Below are 21895 nucleotides of genomic sequence, written 5' to 3'. Positions count from 1 at the left end.
AAAGTAACCCATTATTGTTAATAAATTGTTTAAGGTGACAGTGATGGATGTTTTCCCAAAATCAGATAAATTAGAACACGTTTGTTATGATATTCGTGGGCCGGTGCATAAAGAGGCTTGTCGTTTAGAAGAAGAAGGGCATAAGATTTTAAAGTTGAATATTGGTAATCCGGCGCCATTCGGTTTCGAGGCACCAGATGAAATCTTAGTGGATGTGATCCGAAATTTGCCGACAGCACAGGGATATTGTGATTCCAAAGGTCTTTATTCCGCACGCAAAGCGATCGTGCAATATTATCAATCAAAAGGACTGCTTAATATTGGGGTCAATGATGTTTATATCGGTAACGGTGTATCAGAGTTGATTACGATGTCAATGCAGGCACTTTTGAATGATGGGGATGAAGTGTTGATACCAATGCCTGATTATCCGTTATGGACAGCAGCAGTAACGCTTTCCGGCGGTAAAGCTGTGCATTATTTATGTGATGAAGAACAGAATTGGTTTCCGGATATAGAAGATATTAAGCAGAAGGTTTCTCCTCGTACGAAGGCGATTGTGATTATTAATCCGAATAATCCGACTGGGGCGGTTTATAGCAAAGCATTATTATTAGAATTAGCGGAAGTGGCTCGTCAAAATAAACTGATTATCTTTGCAGACGAAATTTATGACAAAATTTTATATGATGGTGCTGTTCATCATCATATTGCGGCATTAGCACCGGATTTATTAACTGTTACCCTGAACGGCTTATCTAAAGCCTATCGTGTTGCCGGTTTCCGTCAAGGATGGATGGTGCTTAACGGTCCGAAAAAAGCGGCTGCCGGCTATATTGAAGGCTTGGATATGTTGGCATCAATGCGTTTATGTGCGACTGTACCGATGCAACACGCCATACAAACAGCGTTAGGGGGATATCAAAGTATTAACGAATTTATTTTGCCGGGTGGGCGTTTGCTGGAACAGCGCAATAAAGCGTATGAGATGATTAATCAAATTCCCGGTATCAGTTGTGTTAAACCTCAAGGCGCAATGTATATGTTCCCGAAAATTGATACAGAAATGTATAACATCCACGACGATGAAAAATTTGTGTTTGATCTTTTAACTCAAGAGAAAGTGTTGTTGGTTCACGGACGAGGATTTAACTGGCATAAACCGGATCACTTCCGAATTGTAACCTTGCCATATGTTCATCAAATTGAAGAGGCAATGACCAAACTTGCCAGATTTTTAACACATTATCATCAATAATTTCCTGCTAATCCCGCTTACTTCATTTAGTGTAGTAAGCGGGATTTTTTTACCATTAGATAATTAAATATTTTTAGTATAAAAATAATAAAACAACTTTTCAAAAATAAAGAAACAGAATATTATTTAATAGGATTTTTTGATTAAGGAGGAAAAAATGTTAGAGAAATTTAATTTATCAGGGAAAGTGGCAATTGTTACAGGATGTAATACTGGATTGGGGCAAGGAATGGCTTTGGGTCTTGCTGCCGCAGGCTGTGATGTTGTCGGAGTGAATCTGAGTGATGCTTCAGAAACTGCAGAAAAGATTACGGCATTGGGCAGACGTTTCATTAACTTACCGGCAAATTTAATGGAACAGGATCAAATTACTTCGCTCGTGGAAAAAGCAGTTGAAGCTTTTGGTAAAGTTGATATTTTAGTAAATAATGCGGGTATTATTCGTCGTCAGGATGCGATTGAGTTCAGTGAAAAAGACTGGGATGATGTAATTAATATTAATTTAAAAAGTGTCTTTTTCTTCTCTCAAGCAGTTGCAAAACAGTTTATCAAACAACAATCTGGCGGTAAGATTATTAATATCGCTTCAATGCTTTCATTCCAAGGTGGTATTCGTGTTCCATCTTATACTGCATCTAAAAGTGGAGTGATGGGGATTACGCGTCTAATGGCCAATGAATGGGCAAAATATAACATTAATGTTAATGCGATTGCCCCTGGTTATATGGCAACGGATAATACCGCAGCATTACGTAGTGATGAATCAAGAAGCAAGGAAATTTTAGAGCGTATTCCGGCAGGAAGATGGGGACTGCCAGAAGATGTTGCCGGACCTTGCGTATTCTTAGCTTCTGCCGCTTCAGATTATATTAACGGGTATACGATTGCAGTAGATGGCGGCTGGTTGGCCAGATAGTAATTAAATAGTGAGGTATCAATAAATGGAGAAAAAAATTGCAATTTTAGGTGAATGTATGATTGAACTCTGGAACGATAATGACTGTTATCGTCAGGGATTTGCGGGGGATACGCTTAATACGGCGATTTATCTTTCTCGATTGTTGGGTACTTCAGCAAAAGTGTCCTATCTTACTGGAATAGGGAAAGATGATTTAAGTCGGGCGATGGTCAATTATTGGCAACAAGAAGATATAGATACTGATGCGGTCGCTGTCGTTGCCAATAAACAGCCCGGCTTATATATGATTAAAACTGATTCTCAAGGTGAGCGTCGGTTTTTATACTGGCGTAATGATGCTGCTGCACGTTACTGGTTAGCAGATTTGTCTATTAATGAAATAGCAAACCTGCTTTCTGGTTATTCTTATCTCTATTTGAGTGGTATTAGCTTGGCAATTTTGCCGAATCGTGATCGAGAGAAGTTATTGGAAGCAATCGCACAGGCTGACATAGAGGTGATTTTTGATAATAATTATCGTCCGGCATTATGGGAAAATGTTGAAGTAGCAAGAGATATTTATAAAAGGATATTGGCGCTGTCTGATATTGCATTTTTAACCTTTGAGGATGATCAGACTCTGTTCGGTTTTACTGATTATGAACAGTCTATTCAACAAGCATTGGAATTAGGTGTGAAAGAAGTCGTGGTGAAAAGAGGGAAAGAACCTTGTGTAATAGCCACTAAATCGGAACGTTATCAAGTAGAAGCTACACGTGTAGAAAAAGTGGTGGATACCACTGCCGCCGGTGATTCTTTTAGTGCCGGATATTTGGCAAAACGCCTGCAAGGCGGAACCATTGTGGAATCAGCACAAGCAGGGCATTTGTTGGCTGGAACCGTCATTCAACACAAAGGAGCGATTATTCCAAAAATTGCAATGCCATCAATTTAATTATGGTTTTGTAGCGCAGGATAGCCATAGAAACCTAAGCGTTCGGAGATGTGCTTTCCTGCCTGCTGTAATAAATTGACTAAATATGGGCGATCCTTTTCTTTAAAGCGGATTGTTGGTAAAGAAATTGATATGCCTGCAATAATTTGCCCCAATCTGTTATAAACCGGTGCGGCAATACAGATTAAACCTTCTTCTTGTTCTTCATTATCTTCGGCATAATGATTTTCCCTTACTGAATGTAACTCCGGAATTAATTTTTCAACATTATCAACTGTATTTTTGGTCGATTGTACCATATCAACATCAGCCAAAATTGTACGAACTTCATCATCAGATACTCCGGATAACAGAATTTTTCCAATAGCCGTACTATAAAGAGGATTTCTTCGTCCTATTCTGGATTGCATTCTAAGATTATATTTTGAATCAATTTTATGCATATAAACAATTTCGTGCCCTTCGAGAATCCCTAAATGCAATGCTTCACCGGTTTGTTCTGCAATATATTGCATCTCTTTATCTGCAAAAGAGATAAGATCAACATATTCTAATGATCTAGCACTTAGCTCAAATAGTTTTAAACTTAATCCATATTTATCACTATCATCTTCCTGATAAACATACCCTAAAGTTTTCATTGTTTGTAGAAAACGATAGGTTGTGCTTTTTGACATCATTAATTTCTGAGACAGTTCGGTTATTCCGATATCTTTTTGTTCCGATAGGATTTCTAAAATACTGAATACTTTCATTACTGAAGCCACAGCTTCAGGTGCATTTTCTTTTTTCATATTTCTATAGGCATCAATTTTTATATCATTACAGATGTTAAATTATAAACAATTGGTTATTAATTAGGAATATCCTGAGACCTAATCAAACATTATTCTTCACATTAAGTTAACTTGAGGGGGATATGTTTGTCTAAAATACATAATTAAAGAATCATTTTTCATAAAAATAAAACATTGTTTTAATTTTTTTAGATCTTTATCACAAATTTTGAATTTTTTGATAGACGATACAAAAAAACTAATTTAGAGTAATTCTAATTTTTTAGGAGGTAAAAATGAAAATTTTACACAATATGCATCCAGAGGATGCAAAACATTACGATACAACACGTCTTCGTGAAGCCTTTCTTTGTGAGGATTTATTTCAGCCCGGCAAGATTAATGTTGTTTATAGCCATATTGACCGTTTAGTTGCCTTGGGTGCTATTCCAAATAGTGGGGAAATATTATCGTTAGATGAAGTGATTGATAAAAAATCATTTGGTACAGAATTTTTCTTAGAACGTAGAGAATTAGGAATTATTAATTTAGGCGGTACAGCGGTTATTACTACTAAACAAGGAAGTTTCACTGTAGGGCATTTAGATGCAATTTATTTAGGTAAAGGAACAGAAGAGATCACTTTTTCATCTAAAGATGATAAATCTCCGGCTGTGTTATATGGATTAAGTGCGCCTGCTCATCGCACATTTCCTAGTAAGTTGATTAAATATGTTGATGCCAGAAAAGTCAAATTAGGGACATTAGAAAATTCCAATGCCCGCACAATTAATCAATATCTTCATCCTGAAGTTTTGGAAACTTGTCAATTATGTATGGGAATGACTGAATTAGAAAAAGGTAGCGTATGGAATACGATGCCTGCTCATACACACGAACGCCGTATGGAGGCGTATCTCTATTTTAATATTGAACCTGATCAAGTAGTGTTCCATTTCTTGGGAGAACCAACAGAAACCCGTCATATTGTTGTTCGCGATAAACAATTAATTATTTCACCAAGTTGGTCTATCCATTCAGGTTGTGGTACGAAAAATTACAGTTTTGTGTGGGGTATGGTTGGCGAGAATCAAACTTTCGATGATATGGATTTTGTTTCAATGCAGGATTTACGTTAGCACTATTTTAAAAATTTATGAATTATCCACTATAGGAGAGTAATTATGAAAGTCTTCAAATTATCTAAAAAAGCAACTCTTTTTGCGGCTGCTATTACGGCGATTTACTCCTCTTCTGTTCTAGCGGCAACAGAGGTAAAAATTGCTTTTAACCAATCTGATAAACATCCTCAATATCAAGCATTGCAACAATTTGGAAAAGAACTTTCCAAAGCAACGGACGGTCGTTATAAAGTGAATGTTTTTCCTAATGAATTATTAGGGAATCAGAGAGCTTCATTAGAATTAGTGCAGAATGGAGCTATCCAAATGGCTGTTGTTGCTAATCCTTTAGTAGAAAATTTTGATAAGACCTTTGCTGTATTGGGTATTCCATATGTTTATGCCAATACTGCACATCAAGAGAAAGTGTTTACCTCTGGAATTTTAGATGATTTGTTTGTTTCCACTAAGAAGTTCGGTTTTGAGGTATTAACTGCTTATACTGCAGGTGCGAGGAGCCTTTATACCAAAGGTGGTCCAATTAAATCTAAAGAAGATTTGAAAGGTAAAAAAATCAGAGTATTACAGTCAGATACAATGATTAAAATGTTGTCCTGTATGGGCGGTACCGGAGTTCCAATGAACCAAGGTGAAGTTTATACGGCAATTCAACAAGGGGTATTGGATGGTGCAGAAAATAATGAGATTACCTATGCGGATTTGAAACAATATGAAGTAGCACCGTATTTTTCTCGTACAGGACATTTACGCGTAGCAGATTTATTGGTTGTGAGTGATGCTTTTCTTTCCACTATGACGCCAAAAGATCAGGAAACTTTGAAAAAGCTTGCTAGAGAAAGCACTAAAAAAGAATTTGAGTTATGGAATGATCAAATTAAAACTGCGGAAGCTTTTGCAAAAGAGAAAGGAGCTACTTTCGTTGAAGTAGATACAACACCATTCCAAGAAAGTTGCAAACCACTTCAAGAGGAATTAATCAAAACGCCAGCACAAAAAGCATTGTATGAAAAAATTATTGCATTGAAATAGATGCTTAAAGGATAGGCTGCTTGCCTATCCTTATTTATTTTAGGAGGTGTGTGGTGTTTGATATTTTGTTGTTAATAAAGAAAATTTTAGATAGAGCCATTGAATGGATATGTATTTTTATTGTTGGCTTAATGACGGTATTGATTACTTATCAAGTTGTTGTGCGTTATGTATTTAATAGTCCAAGTGCAGTAAGTGAAATATTATCTCGTTATTTATTCGTTTGGTTAATTTTATTTGCCGGTGCTTATGTTTTTGGCTTAAGGGAACATATGGAAATCGCTTTTCTGAAAAATAAATTTCCTCCGAAATTACAAGTGGTTGCTGATTCTATCTCTGAAATAGTAATTGCAACGTTTGCTATTGGGGTGATGATTATTGGTGGTTATAGTGCAACTGTTAGACAGATGTTCCAATTAGATTCCGCATTGCAAATTCCGATCGGTGTTATTTATTCAGCAATTCCTATTAGTGGAGCAATTATTGTTTTTTATTCTATTTGTAATTTAGCCACGTTTTATCACTGCACAAAAAAATAAATTTCATGGGAGGAAACTATGGATTTAGCAACGACTGCTGCACTTATTATGTTGGTAGGTACAGTATTTTTCTTAGTGATCGGAACACCGATCAGTATTAGTGTCGGTATATCTTCTGTCGCTGCAATGTTAGCAATACTACCTTTTCAAGGAGGGATGGTCACTTCAGCACAACGTATTTTTGTTGGATTGGATTCTTTTGCATTATTGGCTATACCATTTTTTATTTTGGCAGGAAATATAATGAATAGTGGTGGTATTGCTATTCGCCTAATCAATTTTGCTAAAATTTTTAGTCATTTTTTACCGGGATCTCTTGCTCAAACAACGATTCTTTCTAATATGTTATTTGGTTCGATTAGTGGTTCCGGAGTCGCTTCAGCGGCGGCAGTTGGCGGCATTATGACTCCAATTGAAAAAAGAGAAGGGTATGATCCCCGATATAGTGCCGCAGTAAATATTGCTTCAGCACCAACAGGAATGTTAATTCCACCAAGTAATACCATCATTGTTTATGCAACTGTAGCTGGAAGTGTGTCTGTTTCTGCTTTATTTATGGCGGGTTATTTACCCGGTATTTTATGGGGCGTTGCGGTAATGATTATTGCCGGATTTATGGCTAAAAAAAGAGGTTATATTGCAAAAGAGAAAGTGACTTGCAAAGACAGTGTGAAGATTGCTTTGGCAGCTATTCCAAGTTTATCGTTAGTCATTATTGTTATTGGGGGAATACTTGCAGGAGTGTTTACTGCAACAGAAGCATCGGCGATTGCTGTTGTTTATTCATTAATATTGAGTTTGTGTTACAGAACGCTTTCTTTGAAGATGCTACCGCAAATTTTTTTACAAACGGCTAAAATGTCTGCAATTGTTATTTTTATGTTGGCAACCTCTTCTGTAATGTCTTGGGTAATGGCATTTACTCAGATTCCTAATATGATTGCCTCCGGATTATTATCTATTACAGATAATCCAATATTGATTTTATTAATTATAAATTTAATTCTTTTATTGGTAGGAACCTTTATGGATCCCACACCGGCGGTATTAATTTTTACACCGATTTTTTTACCTATTTGTATGTCTTTGGGGATGAGTCCTGTACAATTCGGTATTTTATTAGTATTTAATTTATCATTAGGAACAATTACCCCACCGGTAGGACCAATTCTATTTACAGGTTGTAAAGTAGGAAATGTTGAAATTGAACAGGTTATAAAAACATTATTGCCGTTTTTCTTTGCGATTTTTATGGTATTAATGTTAGTGACATATCTTCCTTCAATTTCAATGTCTATTCCTGAATTAATGGGATTAGTAAAATAAATTCCTAACTATTTTTTAGGATCAATGCGATATGCTAGAACAGATATTTAACTTACCACAATTTTTAGGTGTACTTGCTTTTATTTTAGGTGTGCTAAGTTTTTATCAACGTAATGATAAAAAATTGAAGATTGTGATGCTGGTGCAGAATCTGACCTATATGTCGCATTTTATTTTATTAGGGTCGTCAGTTTCAGCGTTAAGTTCGTTGTTGTCGGCGTGCCGTACAGCAACATCGATTTATGTTTCTTCAAAATATGTTGCACTTTTCTTTGTTATTATAGGGATTATTTTCGGTTATGTAGTAGCGGACTCCTTGTGGCAGTTTTTCCCGATTTTCGGTACAACCATTGGTACAATTTCTCTCTTTTTATTAAAAGGTATTCCAATGCGTCTGTTGATGCTAGTGGGGTCAGGCTGTTGGCTGACAAATAATATTTTAGTAGGTTCATTTGGCGGAGTTTTATTGGAATCTACCGTTATTGTGATGAATGCTATTACCATTTTACGATTAGTGTTACAAAATAGAGAGCAACGGCAATATACAATGAAATAGTCAGAATAATAGGAAATTTTTCTCTTTTTCTGCAGGTATTTTATGATCAGGCTTGAGAAATCAAGATAAAGTGAGTATAATCCACGACCTTTAATATAGTTAGTAGCGGGTCGGGTTTTAATACCTGACGAGGTAGCTAACAAATCTAAACCAATTAGAATGTTGGTAATCCGAGCCGTTGAGCTTAAGCTTTAGTTAATTATTGGAGAATTACAAATGTCCAGAGTCTGTCAAGTAACAGGCAAACGTCCGGCAGTTGGTAATAACCGTTCACACGCAATGAACGCAACTCGTCGTCGTTTTTTACCGAATCTACATACCCATCGTTTTTGGGTTGAAAGTGAAAACCGTTTCGTAACTTTACGCTTAACAGCGAAAGGTATGCGTATTATTGATAAAAAAGGCATCGATGCAGTTTTAGCTGATCTTCGTGCTAAAGGCGAAAAAATCTAAGGAGCTGAACAATGGCAGCAAAAGGTGCACGTGAGAAAATCAGACTAGTTTCAACTGCTGAAACAGGTCATTTCTATACTACAACTAAAAATAAACGTAATATGCCGGAAAAAATGGAAATCAAAAAATTTGATCCGGTTGTTCGTAAACACGTTATTTATAAAGAAGCGAAAATTAAATAATCGTTTTTTTGTAAGTCAAATTTTTTAATTCTAACTGCACCCAACGGTTTTTACTGATGGGTGCAGTTTTTTATATTTTAATGTTTGAACTCACAGAATAACGGATAAATCATTGTTCTATGAGTAGCCTTGATTTGCGAGAGATTGTTCCTCTCAAACATAAATATTCTACCGTTGTGAACGGAGTTTCAGTCATTTAGGCATTTTGATGAAAAAAGTATAGTATTTCCTGAATTGAGCCATCAAAAGATTGAGAGTATTCTGAGCAGAAAGAGAAGAAAGTAAGGAAAAACGATGAAGCAAAAGCAAGTAGAACGACCACTATCAGGGTTTTTATTGGCATTGACGACAGCGATCTGTTGGGGATCTCTGCCGCTTGCATTGCAGCGTGTTTTAACTGTTTTGGATAGTTATACCATAGTCTGGTTGCGTTTTTTGGTTGCGATGCTGGGGTTAGCGATCATTTTGCTGGCAACAGGAAAAATGCCGAAGTTTCGCATTGCGTTTAACCCGCGTTTTCGCTGGATTACGATAATCGGTTCTTTAGGTTTGGCGATAAACTTTATTTTATTCAACACCTCGTTGGAATATATTAATCCGTCGGTTTCGCAAGTGCTCGGACAGGTGTCTCCATTTATTATGATGCTTGCCGGTGTGTTGATTTTTAAGGAAAAATTGAGCTGGAACCAGAGAGTTGGTGCATTGCTTTTATTTATTGGCTTACTGACTTTCTTTAACGCCCGTTTAGTCGAATTGTTTACCAGTTTAACCACCTACACTAAGGGGGTTATTATCTGCGTTTCTGCGGCAATTATTTGGGTTTCTTATGCGATTGCACAAAAATTATTGTTACGCCGTTTTAATTCACAGCAGATTTTATTTATTTTTTATATCGGTGCCTCATTAATTTTTACACCGTTAAGTCATCCGACTAAATTAGAAAATTTGACCTGGCCGATAGCATTATGTTTAGTCTATTGCTGTTTAAATACATTAATTGCTTATGGTGCTTATGCCGAAGCCTTAAACCGTTGGGAAGTGTCCAAAGTGAGTTCAATTATTACATTAACGCCTTTGTTTACCATTGTGTTTGTTGAAACTTTCCACCGAATCTATCCGGATATTGTGCCGGCATCCGAATTAAATACTTTGGCATATATTGGTGCTTTTATTGTAGTATTAGGCGCTTTATGCTCGGCATTAGGACATAAATTATTGAAAAAGCGTCCTGTGACGCAATAGGAGATTAAAACAAGATGAAATTTATTGATGAAGCCTTAATTCGTGTTGAAGCCGGTGATGGCGGTAATGGCTGTGTCAGTTTCCGTCGTGAAAAATATATTCCAAAAGGTGGCCCGGATGGCGGCGATGGCGGTGATGGCGGCGACGTTTATCTCATTGCCGATGAAAATTTAAATACATTAGTAGATTATCGTTTTGAAAAACGGTTTGCGGCAGGACGAGGCGAGAACGGGCGCAGTTCTAACTGCACCGGACATCGTGGTAATGACATTACGTTACGTGTGCCGGTCGGTACGCGTGCGGTGGATAACGATACTAAAGAGATTATCGGTGATTTAACAGAGCATAATATGAAACTGTTGGTGGCAAAAGGTGGCTATCACGGTTTGGGAAATACCCGTTTTAAATCGTCAGTGAATCGTGCCCCTCGCCAAAAAACGAATGGTACACCGGGCGAAAAAAGTGATTTACAGCTGGAATTAATGCTGCTTGCCGATGTTGGAATGTTGGGGTTGCCTAACGCCGGTAAATCGACTTTTATCCGTGCGGTGTCGGCGGCAAAGCCGAAAGTGGCGGATTATCCTTTTACCACATTGGTGCCGAGTTTAGGTGTGGTGAAAGTGGATACAAACCGTAGTTTCGTGATTGCGGATATTCCGGGATTGATCGAGGGGGCATCTGAAGGCGCCGGTTTGGGAACGCGTTTCTTAAAACACCTTGAACGTTGTCGTGTGTTGATTCATTTGGTGGATATTCTGCCGATTGATGAGAGTGATCCGGCAGATAATATTGCGATTATCGAAACCGAATTGTTCCAATACAGCGAAAAATTAGCGGATAAACCGCGTTGGTTGGTTTTCAATAAAATAGATACGTTGAGTGATGAAGAGGCGCAACAGCGTGCAGCAGACATTGTTGAGCGTATCGGTTGGGACGGTGATTATTATCTGATTTCCGCCGCAACAGGGCGCAATGTGCCGGATTTGGTCAGAGAGGTGATGGACTTTATTGAAGCCAATCCGCGCGAAAAAGCGGTTGTTGCCGAGAATGAAGAGGTTAAATTCAAATGGGAAGATTATCATCAGCAACAGTTGGCGGATGTTGAAGAAGATGACGATGACTGGGATGATGATTGGTCGGAAGAAGACGAAGAGGGTGTGGAGATTATTTATAAACCTTAAGTTAAATTCTTATGGGGTTTAATAAGTTAGTTATATATATTGATAAACGAGATCATTGGATAATCTATTATGTATTTCTTGAAAAAAATACTTTTATTGCCTTTTTTATATAAAAAGCAAGTTCAGAATTTTGATTTTTCATCTGTTAAATCTATTTTAATTCGACCAACAGGTAATGCTTTGGGAGATTCTATTATTAATAGTGTTTATGTGACACAGTTAAAAATGATTTATCCAAATGTGAGGATTGGAATGTTGGTAACACATTCAAATAAAGCCGTTTATGCTTTAAACCCCTATCTAGATGAAATGATTGAACAAAATTTTAGTTCTTTTCTTTCACAACGCGGAAGATGGCAGGTGTTATTGGATATGCCGGATGCATTTAATTCATCTAAAATCATTTTAGATAAAATTTTAGCTCCTGAATTTACAATTATTTTTGATAAAAAATATAAGCCATTATTAAACATACAAGAAGTCAGGAACTATGATGTTCAAGTAAAAAATTTAGATAATGTTCATAATATAGACTTTATTAAGCATTCGATTTTTGCTGATTACTTTTCTATTCCTGATGGAAGGTGTGAGTTAAAGTTTCCTAATGAAATTCCTACGGTTTTACAGAACATATGGACAAAAGGTAAATTTAGGATCTTGCTTGCGCCACAAGGAAGTCGCCGTTTAGTACCTGTGGAAGAAATAGCGGAATTATTAAATGGTATCGGGGGGGGGTTAATTGATAAAGTAGAAGTTATCTTAAATTATATAGGGAAAGAGGATGATTATTTAAAGAAACTTCAATCATTAATCCACTCACGTTTAGAAATAAAATCAATGCCTAAAATGCAGCTGGAAGATTATTTGTATTTTGTTAGCAGCAGTGATTTGGTGGTCGGTGTAGATAGTGGTACAGTTCATGTCGCTTGTGCCTTAAACAAGCCATTATTAAGTTTTTATGCTAATTTTCAACCAAATATTATACGTTGGTCACCCAAGCCGAATGATAATGTTGCGAATATGATGCTCGTTTCTTTAACTGAAGGAAGAAGCTCAAGTGATACCTTTAATTTTGATCTGCAAAATGCAATATCTTGGTTAAATCAACAAATAACAGAAAATTAAATCTTATTGGAGATGTTGTTTTTTATGTACAACAAGGCATTTTGGCACCTTGTTGTACACACTATGTTTTATCCCCGAATTTCAGTGACCTTTCCGCAGTTTGTTTTCGGTAAAAACAGTAATGCCGATAAGGCAAAAGCTGCCATTGTCCAGAAGGCGAAAGTCGGGTTGTAGCTGTAAATAACGCCGGATAATGCGGTTAACAGTGCGACAGCGATACAGTTGCTGATGCCGTTATATAACGCCTGTAACTTAGCGATATGTGAATCGGGTTGGGCAGAAATATAGCGAACAGTGGCAAAGTGGCTGACAGCGTAAGTTAATGCGTGAAATAGCTGTAACAAGGTCAACAATGCTAAATTTCCTAATATTGGAAATGCCATCCAGCGGATAGCAGCAGCAATGATGCTTAGCGTAAATAATGTAGTAATATTCCAATGTTTAAATAATTTGGAAGCAAAAAAGAACAAAATCACTTCCGCTACCACAGAAATTCCCCACAATAGGCTAGTGGTTTTCAGATCGATACCCTGTGAAACCCAATAGATGGTACTGTAAGCATAGTAAGCACCGTGTGAGCCTTGAATTAATGAAATGGCGATCAATAAACGGCGAGTGTTAGCTTCGGATAATAATTGACGATAACTAATACTTTCCGCTTGGGCGGTTTGCTGATTAGAAATTGGAAGTGTCGCGGGGATTGGCAGTTGGTATAAAATATAGACGACTAATAAACTCAAGATAACCCAAATAATAGAAGAATCGCCAAGATAACTAATTAATGCACCAAAAACTACTACTCCGATCACGAACCCTAATGAACCAATTAAACGTACTCTGCCATAATCCAAGCCGATTTGTCGATTCCAAATACCGGCAAGGCTATCCTGCAATGGCATTCCAGCACCGTTGAATAGACTAAACAGAGCAAATAGCACAAAAATTAATAAAAAAGAGTGCCAATACCACGAGCTGATGGCAATCATTAAAATAACTAAAGCAGAGGAAAATGCCAGATTGCGTAACATTGCCGGTAGATAAGCGGTATCTTTAATTTTGCCGGAAAAGAAAATACCTCCCAAGAAACGGAATATGTAGGCAGAAGCTAGCAAAAGAGCAATATTTTCATCACTGTAAGATTGTGATTGTAACCACACCGGAATAAGTGGCACGAACACACCATAGGCACAGAAATAGCCAAAATAATTGAGAATGAGCCAATAATTTGATTTCAGTTTAATCAAAATAATTTCTCCATCTCTTCCGCACGTGCCACTGCCGCTTGCATTGCTTGTGCAATCGTCTGTTCTAGCTGATGTTGTTGGAACACATTAATCGCCGCCGCAGTGGTGCCACCCTTAGAAGTGACTTGATGACGCAACGTTTCTAAGGATAAATCCGGATTTTTAATGACCATTTGCGCTGCACCCAATGCGGTTTGTTGCACTAATAAACGTGATTGCTGTTCATCCAATCCCATTGCCATCGCCGTTTTTTGCATCGCTTCCATAAAGAGGAAAAAATAAGCTGGGCTACTGCCGGAAGTTGCAATAATAGTATTAATGCTGGATTCTGTTTCCACCCAACAGCTTTGTCCAATCGCATTGAAAAGTGCGGTGGCGTACTGCTTAAAATCTGCAGTAACATTCGGATTGGCATATAAACCGGACATCCCTTCGCCGATCAAAGCTGGTGTGTTCGGCATAACACGTACAATTTGTTTAGCGGAAGGCAGATAACGTTGCAATGTGTCTACGCTGATGCCGGCAGCGATGGAAATCAACCATTTCTGTTGTAAATCGTATTGTTGAAATGCTTGGCAGGTTTGTTGCATATTTTGTGGTTTAACCGCCAACAGGATCACTTCGGCAAATTCAATCGCGCTGGTGGATACCGCTGTGGTTAATATGCCTTTTTCGGCAAATGCTTGACGTTTGTTTTCGTTATGATCGCAAATCATAATGTGATCTGCTTGATAGCCTTTCGCTAATAATCCCAATGCAATGGCACGCGCCATATTGCCGCCGCCGATAAAGGCGATCTTTTTCTGTTGCATAAGATTTTCTCCATAAATCACGGTACAATAGCGGCTATTGTACCCGACAGCTATGAAGATAACTATAAGGAAACAGCGATGTTTTGGTTTAAGAATGTTTTAGTTTACCGTTTAACAAAAAAATTGGACTGGTCGACAGAAAACTTACAGCAGAGTTTAGCATTACAGCAATTTTTCCCTTGCGGCGCAGGTGATAGAACAAAATTAGGTTGGCAAGCGCCGTTGGCAGAGAGCGAAATGTTTCATTTTGAGGTAAGCGGACAGATCTTATTAGTGGCACATAAAGAAGAGAAAATGTTGCCGAGCAATGTGGTTAAAGAAACATTGGAAAACCGAATTAAAGAGATTGAAGCAGCCCAGCAACGTAAATTGAAAAAGACAGAGAAACAATCCTTAAAAGATGATGTGATTGCTACATTATTGCCGCGAGCATTTAGCCGTCATCAGCGTACCGCCTTGTGGGTTGATACACAAAACGATTTAATTTATGTTGATGCAGCCTCAAGCAAGAGAGCTGAAGATGTGTTGGCATTATTGCGTAAGTCGCTTGGCTCGTTACCTGTAGTACCATTATCGTTTGCTGAACCGTTATTTATGACAATGACGAACTGGTTATTGACCGATAGCCTGCCTGAATGGCTTTCTTGCTTGGAAGAGGCGGAATTTAAAGATTTGGATACAGGTTCAACGCTACGTTGTAAAAATCAAGACCTCTATGAACAAGATATTCAGGGACACCTTTCTGCCGGTAAGGTTGTAACTAAATTGGCATTGGAATGGGAAGATCATTTTAGTTTTATTTTTAATGAGGATACTTCCTTAAAACGAATAAAATTTGCTGATGTGGTTAAAGAGAAGAATGATGACATTTTAAAAGAGGATGTTGCCCAACGATTTGATGCTGATTTTGTCTTAATGACGGGTGAGTTATCACTATTTATGCAAAAAATGCTGGAATTATTAGGTGAGAAAAAATTGGGAGAATAAGATTTCCTGAGAAAATAACAATGCGTCTGTTTTAAAATCACGCTATAATAGCACACTTTGTAATACCTCGTTTTGTGTGCGGCTAACAAAAATATTTTTGTTTAATGGTGTTTTCATTTCTTAATTGTGTGGGGAAAATATTTTTGCTAGTCGCAAACGGGTCATTACAAATGTCATTAACTTAACATTATTTATAAGAGGATAAAATTGTGACTCCATTTGTGAAACAATTTAAATACGGGCAACATACCGTAACATTAGAAACGGGAGCGATGGCACGCCAAGCGACCGCAGCGGTAATGGCAAGTATGGATGATACTTGTGTATTTGTCACCGTTGTAGCAAAAAAAGATGTGAAAGAGGGGCAAGATTTCTTTCCATTAACTGTTAATTATCAAGAACGTAGTTATGCTGCTGGTCGTATTCCGGGTGGTTTTTTTAAACGTGAAGGGCGTCCTTCAGAAGGTGAAACCTTAATTGCACGCTTAATTGATCGTCCGATTCGTCCATTATTTCCGGAAGGTTTTTTAAATGAAATTCAGATTATTGCGACTGTTATGTCTGTTAATCCTCAAATTAGTCTGGATTTAGTCGCAATGATTGGTGCATCTGCGGCACTTTCTTTATCTGGTGTGCCGTTTAATGGTCCAATTGGTGCGGCACGAGTCGGTTTTATTAATGATCAGTTCGTACTTAACCCAACAATATCAGAACAAAAACAGAGTCGTTTGGATTTAGTGGTTGCCGGTACAGATAAAGCAGTATTAATGGTTGAATCTGAAGCGGATATTCTTACTGAAGAACAGATGTTGGCAGCGGTGGTTTTTGGTCATCAACAACAACAAGTTGTAATCGAAGCCATCAAAGAGTTTGCTGCAGAAGCGGGTAAACCACGTTGGGATTGGCAAGCGCCGGCTAAAAACGAAGCTTTAATCAACCGTATCAAAGAACTTTCTGAAGCACGTTTAGGTGAGGCTTATCGTATCACTGAAAAACAGGCACGTTATGAACAGATTGATGCGATTAAAGCGGATGTTTGTGCTACTGTTTTAGCGGAAAACAGCGAAGATGAAAGCATTACTGAAGGTAAAATCATCGATATTATCCACGAATTGGAAAGTCGTGTTGTGCGCAGCCGTATTTTAGCCGGTGAGCCGCGTATTGATGGTCGTACCGTTGATACTGTGCGTGCATTGGATATTTGCACCGGCGTGTTGCCTCGTACCCACGGTTCTGCAATTTTCACTCGTGGCGAAACACAATCTTTAGCAGTTACCACATTAGGTACAGAACGTGATGCACAAATTATTGATGAGTTAACCGGTGAAAGAACAGATCATTTCTTATTCCACTACAATTTCCCACCATATTCTGTAGGTGAAACCGGTTTAATTGGCTCACCGAAGCGTCGTGAAATAGGTCACGGACGCTTAGCCAAACGTGGCGTTGCTGCAGTAATGCCGACTTTAGAAGAGTTCCCTTATGTGGTGCGTGTGGTGTCTGAAATCACAGAATCAAACGGTTCTTCTTCAATGGCATCTGTTTGTGGCGCGTCTTTGTCATTAATGGATGCTGGTGTGCCTATTAAAGCGGCAGTTGCTGGTATTGCAATGGGATTGGTAAAAGAAGATGATAAATTTGTAGTGTTATCTGATATTCTTGGCGATGAAGATCACCTTGGTGATATGGACTTCAAAGTTGCAGGTACTCGTGCAGGGGTAACCGCATTGCAAATGGATATTAAAATTGAAGGGATCACGCCTGAAATTATGCAGATTGCGCTTAACCAAGCAAAAAGTGCAAGAATGCACATTCTTAATGTAATGGAACAAGCGATTCAAACACCGCGTGCTGATATTTCTGATTTCGCACCTCGTATTCATACAATGAAGATTGATCCGAAGAAAATTAAAGACGTGATCGGAAAAGGTGGTGCTGTAATCCGTGGTTTGACTGAAGAAACTGGAACCTCAATCGATATTGATGATGATGGTACCGTGAAAATTGCCGCAACCGATAACAATGCGGCGAAAGAGGTAATGTCTAGAATCGAAGAGATTGTCGCTGAAGTGGAAGTGAATAAAATCTACCAAGGCAAAGTGACTCGTATCGTTGATTTTGGTGCATTTGTTGCGGTGTTGGGCAACAAAGAAGGGTTGGTTCATATCTCACAAATTTCTGATGAGCGTGTAGAGAAAGTCAGTGATTATCTACAAGTTGGTCAGGAAGTGGTAGTTAAAGTGGTTGAAATTGATCGTCAAGGGCGTATTCGTTTGACAATGAAAGACCTTCAACCTAAAACAGTTAATGAGCCTGAAACGACAAATGAAAACAGCGCAATTGAAGATCATTCAATAGACGCGTAAGATATAAGCAATGACGAATAACACCGTGGTTTTGCCACGGTGTTTTTGCCGCAAGTGTTGGGCTTAGTGCTAGTTAAGGCAGTATTATGTGTCGATTGCAGAGAAGAGTTTGTTCATTTTTCTATTTTCCGTTTTTTTCATTATGCTTTTTGTTGATGGGGTGTTCTACTTCACCATTACGTGTTTTAGGAACGGATTCTCAATTAATATTTTCCGATACCAAACCGCAGGAACATATTGATCAGGAAGTAGTTATTGCTAAACTCAGTCAAGTGCTGCAATTAGAAAAAATGAATCGAGAAGATCGTGCTGCATTTTATTTTGAACGCGGTGTTTTATACGATAGTCTTGGTCTTTGGACATTGGCTAGATTTGATTTTTCTCAAGCGATTCAGCTCAAACCAACAATAGTGGATGCTTATAATTATTTAGGGATTTATGCCCTAGTTGAGGGGGATTACGATGCTGCGATTGATTATTTCAATGCCGTGCTGACATTTGATCCTCATTACAGTTATGCTTTCTTTAATCGTGGGTTAAGTTACTATTATTCTAACCGTTTTGCACGAGCGGAAGATGATTTAATTAAATTTTATCAAGAAGATACGACAAACCCTTATCGCGTACTTTGGTTATATTTCAATGAATTGAAACAGAACCCTGATTTGGCGTTTTCTCGTTTGAAACAGCGTGCAAATAAACTTTCCAATCAATATTGGGGAACGAATATTGTACAGTATTATTTAACGCAGATTTCTTTATCCGAATTACAACAACGGATGAAGCAGTATGCAGGCAAATCTTCCTCACAATATTCAGAAGTTTTAACGGAAACTTATTTTTACTTGGCAAAACAGCAATTAATGCAAAATCATCAACAGGATGCGATTACGCTATTTAAATTAGCAATGGTGAATCAAGTTTATAGCTTTGTAGAATATCGTTTTTCATTGTTAGAACTTTTGCGTTTAAGTGAAACTAAAGCCCCAGCACAAAGCAAGCCATAATATTATTAAAACAAAAATTTATACTTTGGTATTTACATGACAGAACAAACAATGACTTTTGCAGATTTAGGTCTGCCGGAAAACCTTTTATCTGCAATTTCAGACCTAGGTTTTATTAATCCTTCACCAATTCAGCAAGCGTGTATCCCACACTTATTAAATGGTGAAGATGTGCTTGGTATGGCACAAACAGGTAGTGGCAAAACAGCGGCTTTTGCACTGCCATTATTAACAAAAATAGATCTTAATAAAAAATATCCGCAACTTTTGGTAATGGCACCGACGCGTGAATTGGCTATTCAAGTGGCAGATGCGTGTGAACAATTTGCAAAAAATTTACAAGGTATCAATATTGTTACTGTTTATGGCGGACAGCGTTATGATATTCAGCTTCGTGCATTGAAGCAAGGAGCGCAAGTTGTTGTCGGTACTCCTGGAAGGATTTTAGACCATATTCGTCGCAAAACATTAGATTTAAGTGCATTAAAAGCAATTGTGCTTGATGAAGCCGATGAAATGTTGCGTATGGGATTTATTGAAGATGTTGAAACTGTAATGGCAGAATTGCCTGAATTACATCAGACAGCGTTGTTCTCAGCAACGATGCCTGAACCAATTCGTCGTATTACTCGCCGTTTTATGCGTGAACCTCAAGAAATCAAAATTCAATCGACACAACAAACTGCACCGGATATTACACAATCTTTTTGGTTTGTGAATGGCTTTAAAAAAAGTGAAGCATTAGTGCGTTTTCTTGAAGTGGAAGAATTTGATGCAGCTATTGTTTTTACTCGCACTAAAACCGGTACAACTGAAGTTACTGATTTGCTTGAGCGAAATGGTTTTCGTTGTGCTGCATTGAATGGCGATATGACACAACAGTTGCGTGAGCAAACATTGGAGAAATTAAGAAATGGTCGCCTAGACATTGTTGTGGCGACGGATGTAGCGGCACGTGGTATTGATATTGACCGTATCAGTTTAGTCGTGAATTATGATATTCCACTTGATCCTGAATCTTATGTGCATCGTATCGGTCGTACTGGGCGTGCAGGGCGTGCAGGGCGTGCACTTTTATTTGTAGAAGCAAGGGAAAAACGCTTGTTACGCAACATTGAGCGTTTGATGAAGAAGGCTGTTGATGAGGTGCAAATCCCAAATCACGAACAGTTACAACAAGTTAGACGTGATAAATTTCGTCAGCGGATTACAGCACAGTTGGAACATCACGATCTCGATCAATATCGCAGTCTATTGGAAGATATTTTTGCGGCGGATCAATCACAGGAAGATATTGCTGCAGCAATGATGATGTTATTGCAGGGTAAACAGAAATTAATTCTACCGCCTGATCCTGAAATCAAACCGGTACGCCGTGAGAAGAATCGTGATTATAAAGGTCGTGAACGCAGAGAAAACCCTCGTTCGGTGGAACGTCGTGGAGCAAGAAATGAATTGCCGATGGATCTGTATCGCATTGAGGTTGGGCGTGCAGATGGTGTTGAAGTTGGGCATATTGTTGGTGCTATTGCTAATGAAGGTAATATTAGCAGTCGTTATATCGGTCATATTAAATTGTATGATCATTATGCAACAGTGGAGTTACCACTAGATATGCCAAAAGCTTTATTACAACATTTCCAACGCACTTATGTTGTTGGAAAACCAATGAAAATGTCTTTATTAGAAATGGTGAAAGATATAGATAAAGGCAAGCATTCATCACATAAGAAAACTCGTGATGGTGAAGCCTTCTCAAAGAAATCGCATTCTGCTAAAGAGCGAAAATTTAAAGAAAATCGCAAAAAATTTGCACGACATTAATGAAGATAGGGCTTGTGTTGCAAGCCCTATCTTTGCGCTAAGGAGAGAAAAATGTCTAGTTTGAATAATATCAACGGGCTTGCAGCCAAATTGGATAATTATTGTGTAATTGAAATTAATGGCATAGACAGCCAGAAATTTCTACAAGGACAATTAACTTGTGATGTGGTTAGTATGGCAGAGAATAGCTCTACCTTAGCGGCGCATTGTGATCCAAAAGGCAAGGTGATTTCTTTGTTCCGATTGATAAAATTTTCTACACAACAATTTTGGTTTGTATTTGAGAAAAGTTTGTTGCCGTTAGCATTGCTGCAGTTAAAAAAATATGCGGTCTTTTCTAAAGTTACTTTTGTCGAGAAAAAATTGCACATTGCCGCCTTTAGTGAAGATTGTCTGCCGAATGATTTAATCACCGATGCTGAAGTCACTACAACAGCAGATAAAACATTAGTACGTGTTAATGCAGAGAATGATTTTTACCTCTTATTCAGTGAGAGTGAGCAGGCACAGGCGGAGCAGGCAGAACAGTGGAAATGGCTGAATATCGTTAATGGTGAGCCGTTATTTACCGCTATGGCACAAGGTGAATTTATTCCACAGGCATTAAATTTACAACATTTGGAACAGGCAATTTCGTTCACTAAAGGTTGTTATATTGGTCAAGAAACCATTGCACGCGCTAAGTATCGTGGCGCAAATAAGTTGGCGATGTTTACTTTGGTGGCGGATGAGATTGAAACAGTAGAAATTGGTACAAATGTGCAAATGGCGTTAGAAAATGGATGGCGAAAAACAGGCACAATCATTAATTTTTCCCATTATCAACAGCAAACGTGGCTACAAGTGGTGTTGAATAAAGATGTGCCACTGGAAACGCCGTTCCGTTTAAAAGAAGATGGCGCAGTTTACCAGCTACTGGAAAATAGATTTGAAGAACAGTAAAAATTGGCATAGTAGACAAAATTGTTGCTGATCTATCAAAAACTATGCCAT

The 21895-nt window shown here is 38.0% G+C and carries 21 protein-coding genes; 18 read left to right on the top strand and 3 right to left on the bottom strand.

The window, feature by feature from the left end:
- Positions 1 to 43: 43 nt before the first annotated feature.
- The 3 genes from ACXPAV_RS09130 (at position 44) to kdgK (ending at position 3111) form a co-directional block, all read left to right on the top strand.
- On the top strand, positions 44 to 1258 hold the full coding sequence (locus ACXPAV_RS09130; protein ID WP_039169212.1) for a pyridoxal phosphate-dependent aminotransferase: 1215 nt from the start codon (positions 44 to 46) through the stop codon (positions 1256 to 1258).
- Positions 1259 to 1415: 157 nt separating this feature from the next.
- Entirely contained in the window at positions 1416 to 2174 is a 759-nt protein-coding gene (kduD, locus tag ACXPAV_RS09125; RefSeq protein WP_039154803.1) for a 2-dehydro-3-deoxy-D-gluconate 5-dehydrogenase KduD, read from the top strand.
- 25 nt (positions 2175 to 2199) lie between these two features.
- Complete coding sequence (gene kdgK, locus ACXPAV_RS09120) at positions 2200 to 3111, top strand: 2-dehydro-3-deoxygluconokinase (RefSeq protein ID WP_458003320.1); 912 nt, start codon at positions 2200 to 2202, stop codon at positions 3109 to 3111.
- On the opposite strand, the gene kdgR is transcribed toward kdgK, so the two are convergent.
- Positions 3108 to 3905 carry a DNA-binding transcriptional regulator KdgR gene (kdgR, locus tag ACXPAV_RS09115; RefSeq protein WP_039154799.1) on the bottom strand — a complete coding sequence of 266 codons (798 nt, stop codon included), beginning with the start codon at positions 3903 to 3905 and terminating at the stop codon, positions 3108 to 3110. The genes kdgK and kdgR overlap by 4 nt on opposite strands.
- 278 nt (positions 3906 to 4183) lie before the next feature.
- On the opposite strand from kdgR, the gene kduI reads away from it, so the two are divergent.
- The 10 genes from kduI (at position 4184) to ACXPAV_RS09065 (ending at position 12662) form a co-directional block, all read left to right on the top strand.
- Positions 4184 to 5026, top strand: coding sequence for a 5-dehydro-4-deoxy-D-glucuronate isomerase (gene kduI / locus ACXPAV_RS09110; protein ID WP_039154797.1), 843 nt, complete (start codon positions 4184 to 4186; stop codon positions 5024 to 5026).
- A gap of 45 nt (positions 5027 to 5071) precedes the next feature.
- Entirely contained in the window at positions 5072 to 6058 is a 987-nt protein-coding gene (locus tag ACXPAV_RS09105; RefSeq protein WP_039154795.1) for a TRAP transporter substrate-binding protein, read from the top strand.
- A gap of 53 nt (positions 6059 to 6111) precedes the next feature.
- Positions 6112 to 6597, top strand: a complete 486-nt coding sequence (locus tag ACXPAV_RS09100) for a TRAP transporter small permease (RefSeq protein WP_197494784.1) — start codon at positions 6112 to 6114, stop codon at positions 6595 to 6597.
- An 18-nt stretch (positions 6598 to 6615) separates the two neighbouring features.
- Positions 6616 to 7923: a TRAP transporter large permease gene (locus ACXPAV_RS09095; protein WP_458003319.1), complete on the top strand. Its 1308-nt coding sequence runs from the start codon at positions 6616 to 6618 to the stop codon at positions 7921 to 7923.
- A gap of 31 nt (positions 7924 to 7954) precedes the next feature.
- Positions 7955 to 8479, top strand: coding sequence for a YgjV family protein (locus ACXPAV_RS09090; RefSeq protein WP_458003318.1), 525 nt, complete (start codon positions 7955 to 7957; stop codon positions 8477 to 8479).
- A gap of 216 nt (positions 8480 to 8695) precedes the next feature.
- Positions 8696 to 8932: a 50S ribosomal protein L28 gene (rpmB, locus tag ACXPAV_RS09085; RefSeq protein WP_013746215.1), complete on the top strand. Its 237-nt coding sequence runs from the start codon at positions 8696 to 8698 to the stop codon at positions 8930 to 8932.
- A gap of 11 nt (positions 8933 to 8943) precedes the next feature.
- Positions 8944 to 9114 (top strand): 50S ribosomal protein L33, encoded by a 171-nt coding sequence (gene rpmG / locus ACXPAV_RS09080; protein ID WP_005542835.1) that lies wholly within the window; start codon positions 8944 to 8946, stop codon positions 9112 to 9114.
- A gap of 294 nt (positions 9115 to 9408) precedes the next feature.
- Positions 9409 to 10356 (top strand): DMT family transporter, encoded by a 948-nt coding sequence (locus tag ACXPAV_RS09075; protein ID WP_335792890.1) that lies wholly within the window; start codon positions 9409 to 9411, stop codon positions 10354 to 10356.
- A gap of 14 nt (positions 10357 to 10370) precedes the next feature.
- Entirely contained in the window at positions 10371 to 11537 is a 1167-nt protein-coding gene (gene cgtA / locus ACXPAV_RS09070) for an Obg family GTPase CgtA (protein WP_458003317.1), read from the top strand.
- A 69-nt stretch (positions 11538 to 11606) separates the two neighbouring features.
- Positions 11607 to 12662, top strand: a complete 1056-nt coding sequence (locus ACXPAV_RS09065) for a glycosyltransferase family 9 protein (protein ID WP_416107511.1) — start codon at positions 11607 to 11609, stop codon at positions 12660 to 12662.
- Between the two features lie 68 nt (positions 12663 to 12730).
- Here ACXPAV_RS09065 and ACXPAV_RS09060 read toward each other — a convergent pair whose 3' ends face one another.
- Both ACXPAV_RS09060 and proC read right to left on the bottom strand, forming a co-directional pair.
- Positions 12731 to 13903 carry a 3-phenylpropionate MFS transporter gene (locus ACXPAV_RS09060; RefSeq protein ID WP_458004411.1) on the bottom strand — a complete coding sequence of 391 codons (1173 nt, stop codon included), beginning with the start codon at positions 13901 to 13903 and terminating at the stop codon, positions 12731 to 12733.
- The gene (gene proC / locus ACXPAV_RS09055; RefSeq protein ID WP_458003316.1) at positions 13903 to 14718 is read right to left on the bottom strand and encodes a pyrroline-5-carboxylate reductase; all 816 of its coding nucleotides are present in this window, start codon (positions 14716 to 14718) and stop codon (positions 13903 to 13905) included. The genes ACXPAV_RS09060 and proC overlap by 1 nt, the downstream gene beginning before the upstream one ends.
- A gap of 78 nt (positions 14719 to 14796) precedes the next feature.
- Here proC and rdgC point away from each other — a divergent pair, with 78 nt between their 5' ends.
- The 5 genes from rdgC to ygfZ all read left to right on the top strand — a co-directional run bounded on the left by rdgC (position 14797) and on the right by ygfZ (position 21844).
- Positions 14797 to 15705, top strand: coding sequence for a recombination-associated protein RdgC (gene rdgC / locus ACXPAV_RS09050; RefSeq protein ID WP_458003315.1), 909 nt, complete (start codon positions 14797 to 14799; stop codon positions 15703 to 15705).
- A gap of 209 nt (positions 15706 to 15914) precedes the next feature.
- Positions 15915 to 18071: a polyribonucleotide nucleotidyltransferase gene (gene pnp, locus ACXPAV_RS09045; protein WP_458003314.1), complete on the top strand. Its 2157-nt coding sequence runs from the start codon at positions 15915 to 15917 to the stop codon at positions 18069 to 18071.
- An 86-nt stretch (positions 18072 to 18157) separates the two neighbouring features.
- Positions 18158 to 19078 carry a lipoprotein NlpI gene (gene nlpI, locus ACXPAV_RS09040; RefSeq protein WP_065231080.1) on the top strand — a complete coding sequence of 307 codons (921 nt, stop codon included), beginning with the start codon at positions 18158 to 18160 and terminating at the stop codon, positions 19076 to 19078.
- A gap of 36 nt (positions 19079 to 19114) precedes the next feature.
- Positions 19115 to 20902, top strand: coding sequence for a DEAD/DEAH box helicase (locus tag ACXPAV_RS09035; protein WP_458003313.1), 1788 nt, complete (start codon positions 19115 to 19117; stop codon positions 20900 to 20902).
- 51 nt (positions 20903 to 20953) lie between these two features.
- The gene (gene ygfZ / locus ACXPAV_RS09030) at positions 20954 to 21844 is read left to right on the top strand and encodes a CAF17-like 4Fe-4S cluster assembly/insertion protein YgfZ (protein ID WP_458003312.1); all 891 of its coding nucleotides are present in this window, start codon (positions 20954 to 20956) and stop codon (positions 21842 to 21844) included.
- The last annotated feature ends 51 nt before the right edge of the window (positions 21845 to 21895 follow it).

It is taken from the genome of Gallibacterium sp. ZY190522 (assembly GCF_054166015.1).
This window is presented reverse-complemented; position numbering and strand designations above follow the sequence as displayed.